Raw genomic sequence first — 19,885 nt, 5'->3', positions numbered from 1 at the left:
GGCGGGGCGATCCGGCCGATGGCCAGCGCCAACGGCGCTACGTAGGGCGTGGGCGCGGGCGTGACATGGGCCAGCAGCCCGAAGGGGCATTGGGCGCCCGTGTCGGCGCCGCGGTGTTCGCCGGTCTTGCCGTCGGGCGGCAGCGCAATCTTGAAGGTCGACAGGTCGCCTGCGGCCGAGCAGAAGGTGACTTCGAGCCGGCCGTCGTGCAGTGCGCGGGCGTCGGGCATGTAGCCCGCCGGCACCAGCGCGCGCAGCAGCAGCGCCAGGAACGCCAGCCACAGCACGCCCCTAACGCGCACGGCGCCGCAGGCTCGCGGAAGGCGGATCAAGGCAGGCATGGGGGGATTTTAGGGCAAGCGCCCGATCCTGCCCGGCTTGCCCGCGCGGCGTCCATGGCGAATCGGGAACGGCGGGCCGCCATGGGCGAGCTCAGGCGCCGGTATCCAGCCGCCGGATCAGGGCGATGTAGCGGCGCTGCGCCTGGTCTGCGGGCAGGCCGGCCAGTTGGCGCCAGGCGGTGTGCTCGATCTGCTGGCGCACCGGGGCGCCGGCGTCTGCCGGCGGCGGGGCATCGCCGTGCCGCGCTTGCTGCTCGTAGGCGTGCAGCCGGATGGCGACGCCGGTGGACGGCGCCTGGGGCAGCGCGCGCAGCGCGATGACGGCGGCCTCGAAGGCGTCGGCCAGGTCGGCGTCGGGAATGCCGAGCGTATCCATATCCATGGCGTCGCCTTCGGGTTCCAGGCCGCTGGCCACGGCCAGCCTGCGCCACAGCGCGTCTTCGGCGGCGGGGTCGGCCGCTGTGGACGTGACCTTGGCGATCTGGTTGTTGCGCAGGCGCAGCGTGTGGGTGGACGCGCCGCGGTACTGCCTGGTGCCGTCTTGCACCCGGAAGGTGAGCGGCACGGCGATCGAGCGGCCGGCCAGTTCGGGCTGGCCGACGCTGTCGACGGCGAAGGTGTTGCCCGAATAGTCCATCAGCCGCGAGAACAGATCGACCAGGCCGCCGCGGCCTTGGTAGACGCCGGCCAGCGGGTTGTCGCCTTCTTCGTGCCAGGCGACGTCTTCGGCGAACAGCGGGAACAGCGTTTCGAATTCGCCGGACAGCAGCGAGCCGCGATAGGCCTGCAGCAGGCGGTCGACGTCTTCGCCGGTCATGGCGGCGGCGCGGCCCGGGCGCGCGGCCACGGCGGGGCGCTTGTCCATGAACTGCAGGATGTCGGCGGCAACGCGGTCGCGGTCGTTGTCCACGCAGATCATGTGATAGCTGTTGTCCAGCAGCACCAGCCGGCTGTCGGGGATGGCGTCGTTCAGGTAGTGGGCCGAGCGCACCGAGGTCAGCTCGTCTTCGTGGGCGTGGATGATCAGGCTGGGGCAGGTGATGGCGTTCAGGCCGCGCTGCACCAACCGGCGCAGCCGGTCGACCTCGCGCACACAGGCCAGCGGCACCCAGCGGTAGTGGAAGTTCTCGCCGCGCTCGAACTTGGCCTTGACGATGGAGCGCACCAGTTCGTTCTTGATGCCGTAGGGTTCTTCTTCCTCGACGCGCATGCGCGCGGCCAGGCCTGGGATGCGGTAGACCAGGTTGCGCAGGCCCCGGTACCAGGGCGTGCTCCAGCCATCGATGAAGACGGGCGCGGCCAGGCTGACCAGCTTGCCCTTGCGGTGCGCCACGCGCTTGCACAGTTCCACGGCCAGCAAGGCGCCCAGGCACATGCCGACCACGTGCAAGGTCTCGTAGCGGTCGGCCACTTCGCGGTACTTGGCGGTCACGGCATCCAGCCAGTCTTCGGCGCGCACGGGCAGCAGGTCCTCGGGCGTGGTGCCGTGGCCGGGCAAGGTCAGCGAGTGCGTCTCGATGCCGGCGCGTTTGAGGATCTTGTGCAACGACCCCAGGTCGTACTGGGTGCCGCCCAAGCCGTGGATGAGCAGGGCTCCAGTGCTATTGGACATCTGCCTGCTCGACTTCGCCAAGACGCCACATGCCCGCCACCACCGCGACGCTGCCGTCGAAATCCGGCAAGGGCGAGCCGCGGTCGCTGACCACGCGCCAGCCGCCGCCGGCATGCGCCAGGCGGAACAGCAGCGGCGTGCGGTCCTGGCCGCCGGCGCGGCGCGCCGCCCAGTGCATCGTCAGGCGTGCGCGGTCATCGGGGTGGGCCAGGGCCAGCAGCGTGTCCAGGTCGCCGATCGCGCCGGCCGGTATGCCGAATGCGTCGTGCAGGTCGCCGGCCAGCTCGAACGAGCCGTCAAAGGGGTTGTAGCGATACATCAGCTGGTGGCTGCCGGCCAGCGCCAGGTCGAAGCGGCCGCGCCATTGCTCGGCGTTCTCGAGTTCCTGCGCGCGGGCGCCGCGCAGCGTATTGACCAGCAGGATCAGCAGCGCGGTGACGACCAGGTAGACCTGGGTGGCCAGCAGCACGTGCCAGTGGTCGTTGGCCTCGACAAAGGGCCCTTCGCCCTGCGCGCTTTGGTACAGCGCCATCAGGGTCAGGGTGATGACGGCCAGGGTGCCGCCCAGCGGCCCCCACACCAGCGCGGTCAGCACCGCGAACACCAGTGGCAGGTAGGTCAGCTCGAAGGTGACGACGTACGGCAGGTTCTTGATCATGTCGCCGTCGAAAGTCATGAAGGTCGAGACGATCAGGGCGGCATAGGCCGTGGTGCCCAGCGCCAGGTCGCGCATGCGGGGGCCGCCGGAGCGGCGCGGGCGGAAGTGGGCCCAGCCGGTGACCGCGGGCGCCAGGATCAGGATGCCGCCCAGATAGGCCGCCACCCAGGTGCGCAGTCGGACCCAGGCGTGGGCTTCCTGGGTCATCCACAGCCAGCTGCCGTTGAGCAGGGCGGACAGGGCGGCGCCGACCACCGCGCCGGCCAGCAGCGCCGCGACCACGCCCACCCCGCCGTCGCGCGGGGTCAGGCGCTGGATGGTCCAGGCGGCCGTAATGCTGGACAGGCTGGCGGTGATGGCGAACACCAGCGCCGTGGCGGGCTGGCCGCGCGTGAAGCTGGTGATCACGATTTGCGCAAAGAAGAACGCGGCCAGCAGCAGCGGCCAGTTGCGGCGCTGCGTCAGCAGGTAGGCGCCTACCGCCACGCCCGGCGGCAGCCAGACGAACACGGCATGGCTGACCGGGTCATTGAGCAGGCGTGAAAACAGGCCGCACAACAGATAAGGGATGGCCCATAGCAGGCAAAACAGATTTCTTCGGGGCGCTGGGGTGGTTCCCATATCGTTCCTTGCAGACGCGGTGTTCCATGACGAGCCCGGGCTCGTGGCAATGAGCGGGTTATACACGCCCCGGCGCGGTCTGCCAAAGCCGCCCAAGCATACCTCCGCCCGAAAATCTTGGTACCCTTGGACGCAGTCTTTTCACTCCGTCCCAGGTTTCAGTGCTCTCCTTGCCCGCTCAGACCCTGCCCGTTTCCCTGTTTGCCGCCGCGCCCGGGCGCGCGCCGGTTGCCGTCCGCGCCGCCCGGTTCGTCCGCTGGCTGGCGCTGGCCATGTTGCTGGCACTGCTGGCGGCCTGCGGCACCACCAAGGTCCAGCCGGGCTACTACCGCGTCCAGTCGGGCGACACGCTGACGCAGATCGCGCGCAAGCAAGGCACCAGCGTATCGAACCTGGTGCGCTGGAACAACCTGTCCAATTCCAATTCGATCGAGGTCGGCCAGATGCTGCGGGTCGAAGCACCCGCGGGCCAGGCGAGTTCGTCTCCGCCCAGCAAGGCTCGCGGCAAGCCGCAAGGCGGCAAGTCGACGGCGCCCGCCATGGGCAAGCGCCGCACCGCGCCGCCTGGCGCGATTTCGCTGGTCTGGCCGGCGCAGGGCAAGGTGACGCGGGGCTATGACGGCTCGGGGTCCAACGGCATCGTCATCTCCAACAGTACCGGCACGCCCGTGGTGGCCGCCGCCGCTGGCACGGTCGCCTATTCCGGCAGCGGCCTGCGCGGCTACGGGCATCTGGTGATCGTCAAGCACAGCACCAGCTTCCTCAGCATCTACGCCCACAACAGCAAGCTGCTGGTGAAAGAGGGCCAACGGGTCACCCAGGGCCAGAAGATCGCGGAAATGGGCAATAGCGACAGCAAGCAGGTGGGACTTTACTTCGAGTTGCGGTACGACGGCCAAGCCGTCGATCCGGCGGGCTCCCTACCCAGCCGATAGGGGGCTGCCCGGCCTTCGGGCGGCCGGAGGGAGTGGGCCCCCACGCCGCGCACTTGGTGGCGCCTAAGCTTGATGGCCCGCATCCTGGGTCAGGGTCGAGATGAAGGCGGCGGTGCGCGGGTCGGCGGGGTGGGTGAAGAGGTCGCGGGAGGCGCCGGATTCGACCACGGTGCCGTCCAGCAGGAACACCACTTCGCGCGAGACGCTGGCGGCCAGGCGCAGGTCGTGGGTGGCCATCAGCATGGTCATGCCTTCCAGGGCCAGCTGACGCAGCACGTCCACCACTTCGGCGGCCAGGCCGGGATCCAGCGCCGAGGTCGGTTCATCGCACAGCAGCACGCGCGGAGCGGGCGCCAAGGCGCGGGCGATGGCCACGCGCTGTTGCTGGCCGCCGGACAGGTTGGCGGGCCAGGCGTCCGCCTTTTCCAGCATGCCGACCTTGCGCAGCAATTCCTCGGCCCGCGCGCGGGCGCGGTCGGCCGGCCATTTCTGCACGGTCACCAGGCCTTCCATGACGTTGCCGATCACGGTCTGGTGCGGAAACAGCTGGAAGTTCTGGAACACCATGCCGGTCTGCTTGCGCACCCGCTGGACCTGGTCGCGCGACAGTTTCACGCCGGGTTCGAAGTCGACCCGCTCGGGGCCGATTTCGAGCAGGCCGCGGTCGGGCACTTCCAGCAGGTTCACGCAACGCAGCAGCGTGCTCTTGCCGCTGCCGGACGGGCCGATCAGCGCGGTGACGCTGCCTTCGGCGATGGCGACGTCCACCTGCTTGAGCACGGGATTGCCGCCGAAGGATTTTTCGATCTTGTCCAGGCGGATCATCGCTTGTTCTCGGAAAACACGGCATGCTGGCCGAAGCGCCGCTCAAGCCGGACCTGGGCGGCGGACAGCACGGAGCTGAACACCAGGTAGATCAGCGCGGCCTCGGTGTACAGGATCAGCGGTTCGTAGGTGACGGCGGCGATGCGCTGGGCCGCCTGGAAAATCTCGGGCACCGTCAGCACGGCGGCCAGGGAGGTGTCCTTGACCAGCGCGATGAACGAGTTCGACAGCGGCGGCACCGCCACCCGGGCCGCCTGCGGCAGCACCGTGCGGCGCAGCGCCTGGGCGCGCGTCATGCTCAGCGAATAGGCCGCTTCCCATTGGCCGCGGGAGATGGATTCGATCGCGCCGCGGATGACTTCGGAGTTGTAGGCGCCCACGTTCAGCGTGAAGCCGATCAGCGCGGCCGGCAGCGGATCCAGCACGATGCCTACGCTGGGCAGGCCGTAGAAGATCACGAACAACTGCACCAGCAGCGGCGTGCCGCGGATCAGCCAGACGTAGAATCGGACCAGCGCCACCAGCGGCGCGGGTCCGAACAGCCGGATCAGCGCCACCACGAAGGCCAGCGCCAGCCCCAGTGCGAACGACATCAGCGTCAGGGGAACGGTGAACACCAGCCCGGCGTGCAGCAGCGGCCAGAACGAGTCGGCCATCAGCTGCACCCAGGCCGGTACGGCCCAGCCGGCCACTTGCGCCAGGATCCAGTCGGGCAGGACGGCCTGCAGCCAGGAGGGTAGCGTCATGGAACGGGCTGCTTACTGCTGCGCGGACAGGTCCGTGCCGAAGTATTTGACCGAAATGGTCTTGTACGTGCCGTCGGCCTTGATGTCGGCCAGCGCCTTGTTGATAGCGGCGACCAGTTCAGGATTGTTTTTGCGCAGCAGCACGCCCGAGTTGCTGAACTCGGCGGCCTTGTCGGTGGCGGCGATCTTGACCTTGGCGTTGGGCTTTTGCTTCTTGAAGTCCAGGAACGACAGATTGTCGTTGACCGTGGCTTCGACGCGGCCCGAGGTCAAGAGGTCGATGGCTTCGTTGAAGCCCTGCACGGCCACCACTTCGGCGCCATGGCTTTGCGCCAGCTTGCCGAAGTTGCTGGTCAGCGTGTTGGCGGACTTGCGGCCCTTGAGGTCGGCGAAGGACTTGATGGTGGTGTTGTCGTCGCGCACGATCAGCACGGCGGCCGACGAGATATAGGGGTCGGAAAAGTCGTACTTGGCGCGGCGTGCGTCGGTGATGCCGACCTGGTTGATGACGGCGTCGTAGCGCTTGGCATCCAGCCCGGCGATCAGGCCGTCCCACTTGCCTTCGACGAATTCGGCCTTCACGCCCAGGCGCTGGGCGATGGCGCGGCCGATGTCGACATCAAAACCGGTAAGCTGGCCGGAGGCGTCGTGGAAAGTGAAGGGGGCGTAGGTGCCTTCGGTGCCGATCTTGAACACGCCGGCGGATTTGATCTGGTCCAGCCCCGATTGGGCGTGGGCGGCGGACAGGGCGGCGACCTGGACGAGGCCGGCGATGAACAACGAGCGCAAGAGTTTCATGGCAATGCTCCACGGATGGGATATCACTGTGGAGAGCATGTGGCACTTGCGATGCCCTCCGGCGTAGCCGCACTCTAACAACGGGCCTATTTTTCCACAAAGCATAAGGAATAGTAAAAATATAGCTGCAAGTCATATGCATCGATCGCGCTCCGGGCCGGGCGGCACGGGGTATTTCCAGGTAGGACACAGACGGAGACAGGCGTGCAACAACAGTGGAACAGGCGGGCGTTCATGATGGCCGCGGCAGGCGCCGCGGCGATGGCCAGGGTGGCGCCGGCGCACGGCGGTGGCGGTCTGCGGCGGATGCCGGGCGGCGGCAGCATTACCGACGTGGCCGGGCTGAAGGTCGGCCACTTCACCGACACGCGGCGGCCCACCGGCTGCACGGTCATCATTGCCGAGGCGGGCGCCGTGGGCGGCGTGGACGTGCGCGGCGCCGCGCCCGGCACGCGCGAGACCGACCTGCTCAACCCCGTCAACATGGTGGAAAAAGTACACGCCGTGATGCTGGCCGGCGGCAGCGCCTTTGGCCTGGAAGCGGCCACGGGCGTGATGCGCTATCTGGAAGAACGCAAGATCGGGTTCGACGTGGGCGTGGCCCATGTGCCCATCGTGCCCGCGGCCATTCTGTTTGACCTGGGCGTGGGCGACGCGTCGGTGCGGCCGGATGCCGCCGCCGGCTACCAGGCCTGCAAGTCGGCCAGCGCCAAGCCGCCGCAAGAGGGCAACGTGGGCGCGGGCGCCGGGGCCACGGTGGGCAAACTGTACGGCGCCAAGCGCGCGATGAAGGGTGGTCTGGGCAGCGCATCGCTGACCGTGGCCGGGGTCACTGTCGGCGCCATCGTCGCGGTCAACGCGGTGGGCGACGTGCTGGACCCGGCCACCGGCCGCATCCTGGCGGGGGCGCGCACCGCCGATGGCAAGAATCTGCTGGACACCCGCGCGGCCATCCTGGCCGGCGACCTGCCGACCTCGATGCGCGAGGGCGCCGCCACCACCATCGGCCTGGTGGCGACCGATGCCAAGCTGACCAAGGCGCAGGCGCAGAAGATGGCGCAGATGGCGCACGACGGCCTGGCCCGCACTATCAACCCCATCCACACCATGCTGGACGGCGATACGGTGTTCGCGCTGGGCACCGGCGCGTCGGGCAAGCCCGGCAATCCGATGCTGCTCGGCGTCATGGCGGCCGAGGCGATGGCGATCGCGGTGCAGCGCGCGATCCTGGCGGCGCGCGCGTTGGAAGGCTATCCGGCGGCGGTGGATTTCATCGCCTGAGCTGCGCTGCTTCCTGTGCAAATGGCGCGCCTGCAAGCAGGAACGCCATTTGCTGATATCCCCCTTGTTCGTGCTGACCCCAAGCTGTCACATCGCGCCGGCATGATGGAAAGCGTCGGCGCACCGCCTGCGCGGGAGGGGATGGCATGTACGAAGGGGAACGCTTCAACGGCGCCACGCACCTGGCCGGCCTGGCATTGGCCGTGGCCGCGTCGGGCGCGCTGATCGTCCGAGCGGCAGAACTGAAGGTGGAATCGCGCCAGATCGCGGCGTGCGCCGTGTTCGCCGCCTCCATGATCGCGGTCTACGCGTCGTCAGTGCTCTATCACTGCACGCGCGGGCGCCGCAAAGCGCTGTGGGCCAAGGCGGACCATTGCGCTATCTACCTGCTGATCGCCGGCACCTACACGCCCCTTGCGTTCGCGCCGCTGGAACTGGGCTGGGGCGCGGCCATGGCGGTGGCGATCTGGCTGCTGGCGCTATATGGTATCGGCCGTGAACTATGGTGGGCGCGCGGGGCGGCGCCCGCCTTGCCGCTGTACCTGGCCATGGGTTGGTTGGGCGTGTTGTTCGCCGCGCCCATCGCCAGCGCGCTGTCCTCGGCCGGCCTGGCCTGGCTGCTGGCCGGGGCGGCGCTGTATACGGTGGGGACGGTGTTCTATGCCAACGACAAGCGCTGGCGCCATGCCCACGGCATCTGGCATCTGTTCGTCATGGGCGGCTCGGCCTGCCACTTCGTCACGGTGTTCGGCTTCCTGCGGTATTCGTAGGGCTTGCCTAGCGCCAGGCCGCCAGCGGCAGCATGCCGCCGCGGTTCTTCACCTTGCGCATGACCAGGTGCGAGCACAGGTCGCGCACGCCGGCGATCTTGCTGAGCTTTTCTTCGACGAACTGCGAGAACGCCGCCAGGTTGCGGGTGCGCACCGTCAGGATGTAGTTGGACGCGCCGGTGACGATGCTGGCTTCGGTGATTTCGTCGTACAGCGCGATGCCGGCCAGGAATTGTTCGTGCCAGCCGGCGCGGGACTGGTCCAGCGAAACGTGCACGATGGCTTCCAGCTCGAAGCCCAGCTTGTCCGCGTCGAGCACGGCGCGGTAGCCGCGGATGAGGCCGCCTTCTTCCAGGGCGCGCACGCGCCGCAGGCAGGCCGACGGCGACAGGGCCACCTGCTCGGCCAGGTCCTGGTTACTGAGCTGGCTGTTCTCTTGCAGGCGGTACAGAATGCGCTGGTCGATGGCGTCTAGGTGCACGATGCAATCCAATTCGAAAAAATGGCCCAGGACGCAATTTAATGCGAAATCCTAGGGTAAGCCACGCCTGGTTTTGCAACTTTTCGGCTCGTCGGCGCTGCTAGTATGTACGCAGCATAATGCCTGAAGGAGCTGTGAATGCATACCCGCGAAGCCTGCGTCGCCGCAGACCGCCTGGACCCCCTTGCGCCGCTGAAGGCGCGCTTCGACCTGCCGCCCGGCGTGCTCTATATGGATGGCAATTCGCTGGGCGTGATGCCTCGCGCCGCGGCCGCCCGCGCCGCCGAGGTCATCACCCAGGAATGGGGCACGGGTCTCATCCGCAGCTGGAACACCGCCGGCTGGTTCGAGCTGCCGTCCCGCCTGGGCGACAAGCTGGCCGGCCTGCTGGGCGCCCGTGACGGCGAGCTGGTGATCACCGATACCACCTCGCTGAATATCTTCAAGGCCCTGGCCGCCAGCCTGCGTATCCAGCAGAAACGTCAGCCGGCGCGCCGCGTCATCCTGTCCGAGCGCGACAACTTCCCGACCGACCTGTACATGATCCAGGGCATGATCGACCTGCTGCAGCAGGGCTACGAAATGCGCCTGATCGACGACGAACTGCCGCTGGACGAGGCACTGGACGAGTCCGTCGCGGTGGTGCTGCTGTCGCACGTGAACTACCGCAGCGGCCAGATGCACGACATGACCGCGGTCACCAGGACCGCCCACGAGCGCGGCGCGCTGGTCATCTGGGACCTGGCCCACGCCGCCGGCGCGGTGCCGGTGGACCTGAACGGTTCGGATGCCGACTACGCCGTCGGCTGCACCTATAAGTACCTGAACGGCGGCCCCGGCGCGCCGGCCTTCATCTGGGTGGCGCCGCGCCACATCCAGGACTTCTGGCAGCCGCTGTCCGGCTGGTGGGGCCACCAGCGTCCGTTCGACATGACGGTCGCCTACGAGCCGGCGGGCGGCATCCGCCGCTATCTGTGCGGTACCCAGCCGATCGTGTCGCTGGCCATGGTGGAGTGCGGCCTGGACGTGGCGCGCGAGGCCGACATGGCCGACGTGCGCAAGAAGTCGCTGGCGCTGGCCGACTTGTTCATCGCGTTGATCGAGGAACGCTGCGCTGGCCATCCGCTGACGCTGGTGACGCCGCGCAACCACGCCGAGCGCGGCAGCCACGTCAGCCTGCGCCATCCCAATGGCTACGAGGTCATGCAGGCGCTGATCGCGCGCGGCCTGATCGGCGACTACCGCGAACCCGAGGTGCTGCGCTTCGGCCTGACGCCGCTGTACTTCGGCTACGCCGACGTCTGGGACGCGGTCGAGATCCTCAAGGACGTGCTGGACAGCCGCGCCTGGGATAAACCTGAATTCAAGCAGCGTTCCGCCGTGACCTGATACGCCGCGCAGGGCCGGCAAGCACCGCATCCACTAAGAGATAGCAGTACCGGAGGAGACATGACACAACAACAAGGGTTCGGGAAAATCACCGAACGGGAGCAGGGGCTCAAGCGTCGCTTGACCTCTGGCCAGATGAGCATGATTGCGATCGGCGGGGCCATCGGCACGGGCCTGTTCCTGGGCAGCAAGTTCGCGATCGGCTTCGCGGGGCCCAGTGTGATCATCAGCTACGCCATCGGCGGGCTGATCACGCTGCTGCTGATGGGCTGCCTGGCCGAGATGACCGTGGCGCATTCCACGTCCGGCTCGTTCGGCGCCTACGCCGAGCATTACATCGGGCCGCTGGCGGGCTTTCTGGTGCGCTACGCGTACTGGTCCTGCGTGGTGCTGGCGGTGGGCACCGAGGTCACGGCGGTAGCCGAGTACATGAAGTACTGGTTCCCCGGCGTGCCGGGGTGGCAATGGGTGTGCCTGTTCTCGGCGGCGCTGATCTTCATCAACGCCATGAGCGTGAAGGCCTTCGGCACCATCGAATACTGGTTCTCGACCATCAAGATCAGCGCCATCGTGGCGTTCATCGTCCTGGGCGCCTACGTGGTCTGGGGCAATCCGCAATTCGGCGTCGCGCAGTACACGGCGCATGGCGGCTTCTTCCCCAATGGCGTGTGGGGCATGTGGATCGCAGTGGTCATTTCCATTTTCAGCTACCTGAGCGTGGAGATGATCGCGGTGGCCGCGGGCGAGGCCGAGGACCCCGAGCGCGCGGTGAAAAAGGCTTTCCGCGCCACCATCGCGCGGCTGGTGATCTTCTACCTGCTGACGCTGGCGCTGATCCTGGCCATCGTGCCGTGGGACCAGGCGGGCAAGGGCGGCAGCCCGTTCGTGACGGTGATGCAGGCGGTGAACGTGCCGTACGCGGCGGGCGTCATCAACTTCATCGTGCTGGTGGCGGCGCTGTCGGCCATGAACAGCCAGCTGTACATCACCACCCGCATGATGTTCAGCCTGTCGCGGGCCGGTCATGCGCCCGCGGCGATGGGCCGGCTGACCCGCAACGGCACGCCGCTGAACGCGTTGCTCCTGTCCACCAGCGGCATCGCCATCGCCACCGTGCTGAACGTGCTGTATCCGGAAACCTCTTTCACGCTGATGATGGCGATCTCGATGTTCGGGGCGCTGTTCACGTGGATGATGATCTTCGTCACGCACTACTTCTTCCGCCGCCGCTGGGCGCGGGAGGGCGGCGCGCCGCTGTCGTTCCGGATGCCGGGCTTTCCCGTGCTGACGCTGCTGGGGGCGGGCGCCATGCTGGCGATTCTGTGCACGACCTACTTCACCGGCGTGTTCAAGATGACGCTGGTGTTCGGCGTGCCGTTCCTGCTGGCGCTGGCGGCCCTGTACTACCTGCTGTTCAGGAAGTCCGCGGAATCGGTGGTGCTCAAGGCGCGCGAACAGCGCTCCTGACGGCACAATAAGGGCTTGAGGCCGGCTGGTGCCGCCAGGGATTCCTGGCGGCACCGGCCGGCCTCAGCGTTTCAGGGCCTGGCGCTGCAAGTCTTCCGCGCATTCGCGGATCGCGGTCAGCATGGCGCGGGCGCGCGCGGGCAGCGTGCGCGATGCGTAGACCGCGTGCATCTGCGGCGCCGCGCCCTGCGCCGAGGTGGCGGTGTAGCCCGGGCACACCGGCACCAGGGTGCCGCGGGCGATTTCCGGCGCCGCGGCCCAGTCCGCCAGCCGGGCGATGCCTACGCCTTGCAAGGCCAGCGCCATCAGGCCGCTGCCGGTGCTGACGCGCACCGCCGGTTCGGCATGCATGCGCACGATGCGCTTGTCGCGGCGCAGATGCCAGTCCTTCAGCACGCGCGGGCCCGTGTGCATGATGAGCCGGTGGCGCCCCAGTTCCTCGGGTTCGCGCGGCAGCCCCATGCGGGCGACATAGTCGGGGCTGGCGCACAGCAGCCGCGCGTAGGGCCATAGCCGCGCGCCCAGCAGGTCGCTGGATGCTGGAAAGCCGCCGCGGATGGCGAAGTCGAGCCCTTCGGCGATGGGGTCGACCCATTTGTCGGTGTAGCTGATGTCCACGGTGACGCCGGGGTGTTCGGCCGTATAGCGCCGCAGCACGGCCGGCAGCAGCGTCACGCCCAGCAGGTCGGGCGCCGAAAAGCGCAGCCGGCCCTGAGCGCCCAGCTGGGTATCGCGCAGCGCCTCGCGCGCTTCACCTTCCAGCCGTAGCAGCCCGCGGGCCGACTGGAAATAGCTTTCGCCCTGCGGCGTCAGCACCACGCTGCTCTTGCTGCGCAGCAGGAGCTGCGCGCCCACCTGGCGCTCCAGCGATTGCACCGCGCGGGTCACGGCGCTGGGCGAGGCGCCCAGCGCGCGCGCCGCCAGCACGAAGCTCTGGCGTTCGGCGACGGCGCAGAACACCTGGTATTCCCATAGGGCGCCACGTTCCATGGCGGTTCTCCATTGCAGTTATCGCAACATGATATTGCAACGCCGGCCGCGCCGACGGACCTAGACTGCGGCGGTCTCCTTTTTACTTGCCGTGATTGCCGCCATGTCCGAGCCCTGTTATTTCGACCCCGTCACCGGCGCGCGCTATGCGCTGGACGAAGCACGCTGGTGTTCCGATGCCCGCACGCCGCTGATGATTTCGCCGCTGCCGGGTATTTCGCGCGATGATATCGACCGGGGCGACCGCTCGCTCTGGCGTTACCGCGCCGCACTGCCGCGCGACGTGCCACAGCCGGTATCCATGGGCGAGGGCTGCACGCCGATGGTGGAGCGCGCCTGGGGCGGCTTGCGTCCGCATTTCAAGCTGGAATGGTTCAACCCGACCTGCAGCTTCAAGGACCGCGGCGCTGCCGTGATGCTGTCGTGGCTGCGTCAGATCGGCGTGCCGGCCATCGCGGAAGATAGTTCCGGCAACGGCGGCGCCGCCATTGCCGCGTTCGGCGCGGCCGCGGGCATGGGCGTCACCATCTTCGCGCCGGCCTACACCTCCAGCGCCAAGGTCGCGCAGATCCGCGCGTTCGGCGCGGACGTGCGGCTGGTGGAAGGCCCGCGCGAAAACTCGGAAACCGAAGCCATCCGCGCATCCGCCGAGATCTTCTACGCCAGCCACAACTGGCAGCCGTTCTTTCTGCAAGGCACCAAGTCCATCGCCTACGAGATGTGGGAAGACTTCGGTTTCGAGGCGCCGGACAACATCGTGATTCCGGCGGGCGCGGGCAGCAATGTGCTGGGTTGCGCCATCGGCTTTGCCGAGCTGCTGGCGGCCGGCCAGATCCGGCGCCTGCCGCGCCTGTTCGTGGCGCAGCCGCTGCATTGCTCGCCGGTGGATGCCAGTTTCCAGGCGGGGGTCGACACCCTGGTGCCGCGCGAGGCGCTGCCCACGGTGGCCGAAGGCACGGCCATCAAGCGGCCGGTGCGCCTGCGCGAAGTGCTGCAGGCCATCCGCGCCAGCGGCGGCCAGACCGTGGCGGTACCGGAAGCGGACATCATTGCCGCCGTGCGCAAGCTGGCGGCCATGGGGCTTTACGCCGAGCCCACCAGTGCCACGGCCGCGGCCGCGCTGGACGTGTTGCAGGCGCGCGGCGCGATCCACCCGGCCGAGCGCACCGTGGTGCTGCTGACCGGCACCGGCGTGAAGGCCACGCAGTTCATGACGGATCTGTACTCGGATCCGGCATGAAGGGCGCCGCGCCCGTGTCCGCCAGCAGGTGATCGAGCAGGCGCCGGGCGCGCGCATTGAGCGCCTGGCGCGACTGCACGCACACCAGCAGTTCGCGCGAGGCCCAGGCGTCGGACAGCGCCACCGGCACCACCTTGAGCAAGCGGCGCATGCTGTGCGCCGTGGTCTCGGGCACGATGCCCACGCCGACGCCGGCTTCGACCAGCCGGCACATCGCGTCGAAGCTGCGCAACTGCACCCGCAGCTTGATGGGCTTGCCCGCCACCAGCGCCTGGCGCGCCAGAAAGCGTTGCAGCGCGCTACTGCGGTCCAGGCCGATGAAGTCTTCGTCGAGCACGTCGCGGAACGCGACTTCATTCGCACTGGCCAGCGCATGCCGGGCGGGCACGATCAGCACGAAGCGGTCGGAGCGGTAGGCATAGGTTTCCAGCGCGCCGGTATCGACCGTGCCGGCCACGATGCCGATGTCGGCCGAGCCGTCGGCGATGCATTCGACGATTTCGTCGCTGAGCATTTCCTGCAATTCGACGTTGATGCGCGGATGTGCCGCCAGGAAGCCGCTGAGCGCTTCGGGCAGGAAGGCGGTCAGGGCGTTGGTGTTGGACAGCATGCGCACCGAGCCGCCGAATTCGCCGGAAAAGCCGGCCAGGTCGTCACGCAGCCGGTCGGCCTGGGCCAGCATGACGCGGGCATGGGCCGCCAGCTTTTGCCCTGCCGGGGTGGGGATGACGCCCTGGCGGCGGCGTTCGAGCAGCGGCGCGCCGAGCGAGGCTTCGAGGTTGCGGATGCGGGCGCTGGCCGCGGCCAGCGCCAGGTTGGCGCGGGCCGCGCCGTGGGTGATGCTGCCCGCCTGCACCACGTGCAGGAACAGCGCCAGGTCGGTCAGGTCGACGCGCATGAGGAGCCTACGCGGCGCGTAGAGGCAGCCTATGCGAATCGCGCATTTTCAGCGGTGGACAGGGTCCGTACACTGCGCCGATCCGAGTTCTTGCCGTGGGTTGCCCATGCATCTTGTTGCCTCCAGTTTTCCGATTCTACCCGCGCTGCTCACGGCCATGACGATTGCGCTGTGGGCCTTTTCGCGCCTGCCCGAATACCTGACGGCGCTGCTGTTCTTCAGTGCCGCGACCATCCTGGCCGTGGCGCCGCGCGAGGTGATTTTCTCGGGGTTTTCGTCGGCGGCGTTCTGGCTGGTGCTGAGTGGCTACGTGCTGGGCCTGGCCCTGAAATACACGGGTCTGGCCGACCGCATGGCCGGCGCGCTGTCGCGGCGCCTGTCGGGCTCGTATCCGAAAGTGGTGGCGGGCGTGGTGACGCTGACCTATCTGCTGGCCTTCGTGATGCCGTCGAACATGGGCCGCATCGCCTTGCTGATGCCGATCGTGCTGGCCGTTGCCGACCAGATCGGACTGGCGCCGGGCCGCCGTGGCCGCATCGGGCTGGCGTTGGCGGTGGGCTTTGGCACCTTCCAGCTGTCGACCTCGATCCTGCCGGCCAATGTGCCCAACCTGGTGATGGCGGGCAGCATTGAATCCAGCTACGGGCTGCAACTGGGCTATCTGCCGTACTTGTGGCTGCATGCGCCGGTGCTGGGCATTCTGAAGGGCGTGGTGCTGGTGGCCTGTATCGCCTGGATGTTTCGTGACACGCCGCAGCCGGCCGCGCCGGCGCCGGCCCCGCAGCCAGTGTCGGGCGCCGAGAAGCGCCTGGCGGTGTTGCTGGCGCTGACCCTGCTGGGCTGGGTGACGGATGGCTGGCATGGGGTGTCGCCGGCCTGGATCGGGCTGGCGTCGGCGTGCGTCTGCCTGCTGCCCAAGGTGGGGTTTGTCAGCGGCGAGCAGTTCGGCAAAGAGGTGAATTTCCGTACCGCGATTTATGTGGCGGGCATCCTGGGCCTGGCCGCGATGGTGGCCGACAGCGGGCTGGGCGGCATCATCGGGCGCGCGTTGCTGGCTTGGCTGCCCCTGTCGCCCGAGGCGCCGATGCAGAGCTTTTTTTCGCTGGTGGGCCTGTCGGCCGCGCTGAATTTCGTGGTGACGGCCAACGGCGTGCCGGCCCTGTACACGCCGCTGGCCGAGACGCTGGCGCAGGCCTCGGGCTTTCCGTTGATGACGGTGCTGATGGCGCAGGTAGCCGGCTACGCCACCGTCATCATGCCGTACCAGGCCTCGCCCATCGTGGTGGCGATGGGCATGGGCCAGGTACCGGCGCGCAGCGGCCTGGCGCTGAGCCTGGTGACGGCGCTGGTGTCGTTCGTGGTGTTGGTACCGTTGGACTACCTATGGTTCAGGCTCCTCGGAATGCTGGGATCGTGATGAGGTCGGCCTCTGCCTTGGCTTCGGCCTGGGCTGGTTCGGGCGCCGGGGCGAACACGCGCAGGCGGTGGCCGTCGGGGTCCAATGCGACGAAGGTGCGGCCGAAGTCCATGTTGGTGGGGGCTTGCAGGATGGGCAGGCCGCGCAGGCTCCAGTCGATGTGGCGTTGGTTGAGGGCGTCGGGGTCGGGCACGGTGAACGCCAGTTCGGTGCAGCCGCCGCGGCCGGCTGCGGCCGGTTCGACGGTATGGCGCGACCACAGGCCCAGCATCAGGCCGGCGTCCAGCGCGAACAGGGCGAAGGTGGGCGAGCTTTCGACGGGCGGGCGGTTCAGCAGGGCACTGTAGAACGCGGCGCTGGCCTCGGGCTTGTCGACGTAGAAAATGACGAAATGCTTGGCGGACATGATGCGCTCCTGGTTGGGTGAGCGCTCATCTTAGAAAGGTATGCTGTCAGATTTTGTCAGTAGTCGAACGCCTGCATGTCGCACTCGCGGCGGGTGAACGCCGCGTCAGCAGCCGTCGCGCTTGACGGCGTTGATGGCGCGCCATTCCTTGAGCAGGGCGTGGCGGCGGCGCGGGTAGCGCGGCCCGGGGTCCAGCGTGGCGATGCGGTCGGTGCGGAAGTGGCGGTAGTCCTGGCGCAGCTCGCACCAGGCCATGACGATGCGCACACTGTCGAAAAAGCCCAGCGCGAAGGGCCAGATCACGCGTTCGGAATCGGCGCCTTTGTCGTCGCGGTAGGTGATGGCGATTTTCTGTTCGGCGCGGATCGCCTGGCGGATCAGGGACAGGTCGACCCGGTCGACCACCGCCCAGGAACTGGGGCCGACCAGCAGCGGGATGGCGTCCAGCTCGTCGCGCAGTTCTTGCGGCAGCACGGCGCTGATCTTGGCCAGCGCGTTGCCGGCGGCCTGGCCCAGGCGCGGGTCCGAACGGTCGGCCACCCAGCGGGTGCCCAGCACCAGGGCCTCGATTTCCTCGGTGCTGAACATCAGCGGCGGCAGCATGAAGCCGGGGCGCAGCACGTAGCCCACGCCCGGTTCGCCTTCGATTTCGGCGCCCTGGGCCTGCAGCGTGGCGATGTCGCGGTACAGCGTGCGCAGGCTGATGCCCAGGTCGGCGGCCAGGCGGTGGCCGCTGACCGGCAGGCGGTGGCAGCGCAGGGTCTGCAGCAGATCCAGGAGTCGTTCGGCGCGGGACATGGGCGGGGCGGTGGTGCGGGGCGGATGTAATGCTGCCACGGAATGGCAGCAGGAGGAAGCGGGAGCGCCCGCCGCGGGATCGCCCGCCGCAGGATCGCCCGCCGCCGCTGTGGCGGGCGGCGGCCTTGCCGGTTTCAGCCCGGCAACGCGGTCAGCCAGTCATGCACCCGTCCGGCGATGTCCAGGCTGTTGCGGTCCATCATCAGCATGTGGGAATTGCCGTGGATGCCCAGGTCCGGCAGCGACAGCAGCGTGACGCAGGGATGGCGGGCGGCAAAGTCCCGCGCCCGCTGGCGCATGCGCGGCCAGCGCGGGTCGGTGTCCATATGGTCGCCCATGACGATCAGGGTGGGCGTGTCGTACCGGGCGTCCGCGTCCAGCTCGGGGATGCTGGCCGGCTCCAGCGCCACCAGCGCGCGCACGCCGGCCGGCCGGGCGTGCGCGGCGCGGATGCCGAACACGCCGGCCTGCGAATGGCATACCACCACGGCCGGGCCAATGCGATCCAGGAATTCCAGGTAGGCGCGCACGATGGCGGCGTCGGTATGGACCCAGCGCGGCACCATCTGCGCGGCCAGTTGCGGAAACGATTCCAGCGGAAATTGCGTGTCCGGATAGGCGCTGCCGGGGCCGGGCCGGGTGCCCGGACGGCCGATGCGAAAACGGGTGTAGCAGTCTTCCCGCGCCTGCACCACGGGCGCCTCGGGCCAGACTTGCGGGGCGGCGCCGGCGCGGCCGCGTTCCACCGCGTCGCACAGGTAAGTGTCCCAGCCACGCCGCAGGAAGTAGTGCAGCCAGCCTTGGCGGCCGTCGGGTGTGGTTTCCCAGGCCGCGCCGGTCATGCCGCCGCCATGCCAGAACGCCACGGGCGGGCGCCCGCTGGCCGGGTCGGCCAGGAAGTACTGGGCGTACATCTGTTCGACCCGGTAGGTGCCGTTGGGGTCCAGCTGCACCGGCTGGCCGCCTTCGGCCATGACCAGTTCGCGCTGCGGCAGGCCGGCCAGCGTGATGTCGCGGCCGCCGATGTGGAACGCGCCCATGTCCCGCAGGCGGATGGGAGGGAGGGCGGCAATGACCTCCGCCATCATTCGGCCTTGATGTGGTTGGCCTCGATGACGCCGCGCCATTTCACGGTCTCGGCGGCGACGAACCGGCCCAGGTCGGCGCGCGAGCCTGAGGCGGTCTCCACGCCCAGTTCGCGCATCTTGGCCGCCACCTCGGGCGATTTCAGCGCCTGGTCGAAGGCGTCGTGCAGCGTGTCCAGCACCGGCGCGGGCGTGGCGGCCGGCGCCATCACGCCGAACCAGGGCGTGATCAGGAAGTCGGGCACGCCCGCTTCGGCGAAGGTGGGCACGTCGGGAATGGCCGGCGCGCGTGCGGCGCTGGCCACGGCCAGGGCGCGCAGCTTGCCGGCACGGATGTTGGCCAGCGACGCGGGCAGGTTGTCGAAATACATGTCGACCTGTCCGCCCAGCAGGTCGGCCGCGACCTGGCCGGCGCCCTTGTACGGGATGTGCGCCAGGTCGATGCCGGCGCGCTGCTTGAGCAGTTCGGTGGCCAGGTGGGCCGAGCCGCCAATGCCGGACGAGGCCGAATTGAGCTTGCCGGGGTGGGCGCGGGCGTAGGCCAGCAGGGCCTGCAGCGTGTCCGCCGGTACCTTGGGGTTGACCACCAGCACGCTGGGCACCGTGCCGATCATGGCGACGGGCGCGAAGTCCTTGACGATGTCGTAGGGCGCGGGCTGGTACAGCGACGGCGCCACGGTGCAGCCGAAGGCGCACATCAGCAGCGTCTGGCCGTCGGGCGCGGCGCGGGCCACCGCCTGCGCGCCGATGTTGCCGCCGGCGCCCGCGCGGTTCTCCACGATCAGGGGCTGGCCCAGGCGCTTGGCGATGCTGTCGCCCAGCAGGCGGGCCAGGATGTCGGGCGTGCCGCCGGCGGGAAACGGCACTACCAGGGTGATCGGGCGGGTGGGGAAGTCGGCGGCGCGGGCGGCCAGCGGCAGGGCGGCGGCCAGCGCCAGCACGGCGCTGCCGGCCCAGCGGGCCAGGGCCGGCAAGCGGCGGCGGTAAGAGTGGGGGGCCATGCATGTCTCCATAGCGGCGCGGCCGGGTCGATGCGCCCGGTCTGCCCGCGGACTGTAGCCAAGGCCGCGCCGCTTGCCCAATGCCGCCGGCGCAAGCACGTCATGCCATATTTGATATGGATCTAT

Annotated in this window: 20 protein-coding genes; 7 read left to right on the top strand and 13 right to left on the bottom strand. The window is 68.7% G+C overall.

The window, feature by feature from the left end:
* The 3 genes from A9974_RS00625 to A9974_RS00615 form a co-directional block, all read right to left on the bottom strand.
* Nucleotides 1–341 (bottom strand): DUF2946 family protein (locus A9974_RS00625; RefSeq protein ID WP_183002262.1); only part of this gene is annotated, 341 nt, incomplete at its 3' end.
* Nucleotides 342–432: 91 nt separating this feature from the next.
* Entirely contained in the window at nt 433–1,953 is a 1,521-nt protein-coding gene (locus tag A9974_RS00620) for an acyl-CoA-binding protein (protein WP_183002261.1), read from the bottom strand.
* Nucleotides 1,943–3,232 (bottom strand): MASE1 domain-containing protein, encoded by a 1,290-nt coding sequence (locus A9974_RS00615; RefSeq protein WP_183002260.1) that lies wholly within the window; start codon nt 3,230–3,232, stop codon nt 1,943–1,945. Before A9974_RS00615 ends, A9974_RS00620 begins: the two co-directional genes overlap by 11 nt.
* Before the next feature lie 170 nt (nt 3,233–3,402).
* Between A9974_RS00615 and A9974_RS00610 the strand changes: the two genes are divergently transcribed.
* A complete protein-coding gene (locus A9974_RS00610; RefSeq protein ID WP_370539557.1) occupies nt 3,403–4,167 on the top strand; it encodes a peptidoglycan DD-metalloendopeptidase family protein in 765 nt (254 codons plus the stop codon).
* Between the two features lie 63 nt (nt 4,168–4,230).
* Here the strand turns inward: A9974_RS00610 and A9974_RS00605 are convergent, their stop codons facing one another.
* The 3 genes from A9974_RS00605 to A9974_RS00595 form a co-directional block, all read right to left on the bottom strand.
* Complete coding sequence (locus A9974_RS00605; protein ID WP_183002259.1) at nt 4,231–4,992, bottom strand: amino acid ABC transporter ATP-binding protein; 762 nt, start codon at nt 4,990–4,992, stop codon at nt 4,231–4,233.
* Entirely contained in the window at nt 4,989–5,648 is a 660-nt protein-coding gene (locus tag A9974_RS00600) for an amino acid ABC transporter permease (RefSeq protein ID WP_183002265.1), read from the bottom strand. The genes A9974_RS00605 and A9974_RS00600 overlap by 4 nt, the downstream gene beginning before the upstream one ends.
* A gap of 102 nt (nt 5,649–5,750) precedes the next feature.
* The gene (locus A9974_RS00595) at nt 5,751–6,536 is read right to left on the bottom strand and encodes an amino acid ABC transporter substrate-binding protein (RefSeq protein ID WP_006386703.1); all 786 of its coding nucleotides are present in this window, start codon (nt 6,534–6,536) and stop codon (nt 5,751–5,753) included.
* Nucleotides 6,537–6,770: 234 nt separating this feature from the next.
* Here A9974_RS00595 and A9974_RS00590 point away from each other — a divergent pair, with 234 nt between their 5' ends.
* Entirely contained in the window at nt 6,771–7,817 is a 1,047-nt protein-coding gene (locus tag A9974_RS00590; RefSeq protein ID WP_183002258.1) for a P1 family peptidase, read from the top strand.
* 146 nt (nt 7,818–7,963) lie between these two features.
* Nucleotides 7,964–8,587 (top strand): hemolysin III family protein, encoded by a 624-nt coding sequence (locus A9974_RS00585; protein WP_183002257.1) that lies wholly within the window; start codon nt 7,964–7,966, stop codon nt 8,585–8,587.
* A 7-nt stretch (nt 8,588–8,594) separates the two neighbouring features.
* Here the strand turns inward: A9974_RS00585 and A9974_RS00580 are convergent, their stop codons facing one another.
* Nucleotides 8,595–9,068, bottom strand: a complete 474-nt coding sequence (locus tag A9974_RS00580) for an Lrp/AsnC family transcriptional regulator (protein ID WP_183002256.1) — start codon at nt 9,066–9,068, stop codon at nt 8,595–8,597.
* Between the two features lie 138 nt (nt 9,069–9,206).
* Between A9974_RS00580 and kynU the strand changes: the two genes are divergently transcribed.
* Both kynU and A9974_RS00570 read left to right on the top strand, forming a co-directional pair.
* Nucleotides 9,207–10,457, top strand: a complete 1,251-nt coding sequence (kynU, locus tag A9974_RS00575) for a kynureninase (protein ID WP_183002255.1) — start codon at nt 9,207–9,209, stop codon at nt 10,455–10,457.
* Between the two features lie 60 nt (nt 10,458–10,517).
* A complete protein-coding gene (locus A9974_RS00570) occupies nt 10,518–11,924 on the top strand; it encodes an amino acid permease (RefSeq protein ID WP_183002254.1) in 1,407 nt (468 codons plus the stop codon).
* 63 nt (nt 11,925–11,987) lie between these two features.
* Here A9974_RS00570 and A9974_RS00565 read toward each other — a convergent pair whose 3' ends face one another.
* Nucleotides 11,988–12,914, bottom strand: coding sequence for a LysR family transcriptional regulator (locus tag A9974_RS00565; protein WP_183002253.1), 927 nt, complete (start codon nt 12,912–12,914; stop codon nt 11,988–11,990).
* Nucleotides 12,915–13,017: 103 nt separating this feature from the next.
* Between A9974_RS00565 and A9974_RS00560 the strand changes: the two genes are divergently transcribed.
* The gene (locus A9974_RS00560) at nt 13,018–14,154 is read left to right on the top strand and encodes a pyridoxal-phosphate dependent enzyme (protein WP_183002252.1); all 1,137 of its coding nucleotides are present in this window, start codon (nt 13,018–13,020) and stop codon (nt 14,152–14,154) included.
* Here A9974_RS00560 and A9974_RS00555 read toward each other — a convergent pair.
* A complete protein-coding gene (locus tag A9974_RS00555) occupies nt 14,123–15,052 on the bottom strand; it encodes a LysR substrate-binding domain-containing protein (protein ID WP_183002251.1) in 930 nt (309 codons plus the stop codon). The two genes, A9974_RS00560 and A9974_RS00555, sit on opposite strands and share 32 nt — an antisense overlap.
* A 106-nt stretch (nt 15,053–15,158) precedes the next feature.
* Here A9974_RS00555 and A9974_RS00550 point away from each other — a divergent pair, with 106 nt between their 5' ends.
* On the top strand, nt 15,159–16,469 hold the full coding sequence (locus tag A9974_RS00550) for an SLC13 family permease (protein WP_183002250.1): 1,311 nt from the start codon (nt 15,159–15,161) through the stop codon (nt 16,467–16,469).
* Here the strand turns inward: A9974_RS00550 and A9974_RS00545 are convergent.
* The 4 genes from A9974_RS00545 to A9974_RS00530 form a co-directional block, all read right to left on the bottom strand.
* Complete coding sequence (locus A9974_RS00545) at nt 16,441–16,875, bottom strand: VOC family protein (RefSeq protein WP_183002249.1); 435 nt, start codon at nt 16,873–16,875, stop codon at nt 16,441–16,443. The two genes, A9974_RS00550 and A9974_RS00545, sit on opposite strands and share 29 nt — an antisense overlap.
* Before the next feature lie 105 nt (nt 16,876–16,980).
* Complete coding sequence (locus tag A9974_RS00540; RefSeq protein WP_183002248.1) at nt 16,981–17,673, bottom strand: YafY family protein; 693 nt, start codon at nt 17,671–17,673, stop codon at nt 16,981–16,983.
* A gap of 134 nt (nt 17,674–17,807) precedes the next feature.
* Nucleotides 17,808–18,758 carry a hypothetical protein gene (locus A9974_RS00535; RefSeq protein ID WP_255467943.1) on the bottom strand — a complete coding sequence of 317 codons (951 nt, stop codon included), beginning with the start codon at nt 18,756–18,758 and terminating at the stop codon, nt 17,808–17,810.
* Nucleotides 18,758–19,759, bottom strand: coding sequence for a tripartite tricarboxylate transporter substrate binding protein (locus tag A9974_RS00530; protein ID WP_255467942.1), 1,002 nt, complete (start codon nt 19,757–19,759; stop codon nt 18,758–18,760). Before A9974_RS00530 ends, A9974_RS00535 begins: the two co-directional genes overlap by 1 nt.
* Nucleotides 19,760–19,885 lie beyond the last annotated feature (126 nt).

Origin of the sequence: Achromobacter sp. UMC71 (assembly GCF_014170305.1) — a bacterium.
Taxonomy (GTDB): domain Bacteria; phylum Pseudomonadota; class Gammaproteobacteria; order Burkholderiales; family Burkholderiaceae_B; genus Achromobacter.
The sequence above is the reverse complement of the archived record's forward strand: the minus strand, read 5'-3'. Positions and strand labels throughout refer to the sequence as shown.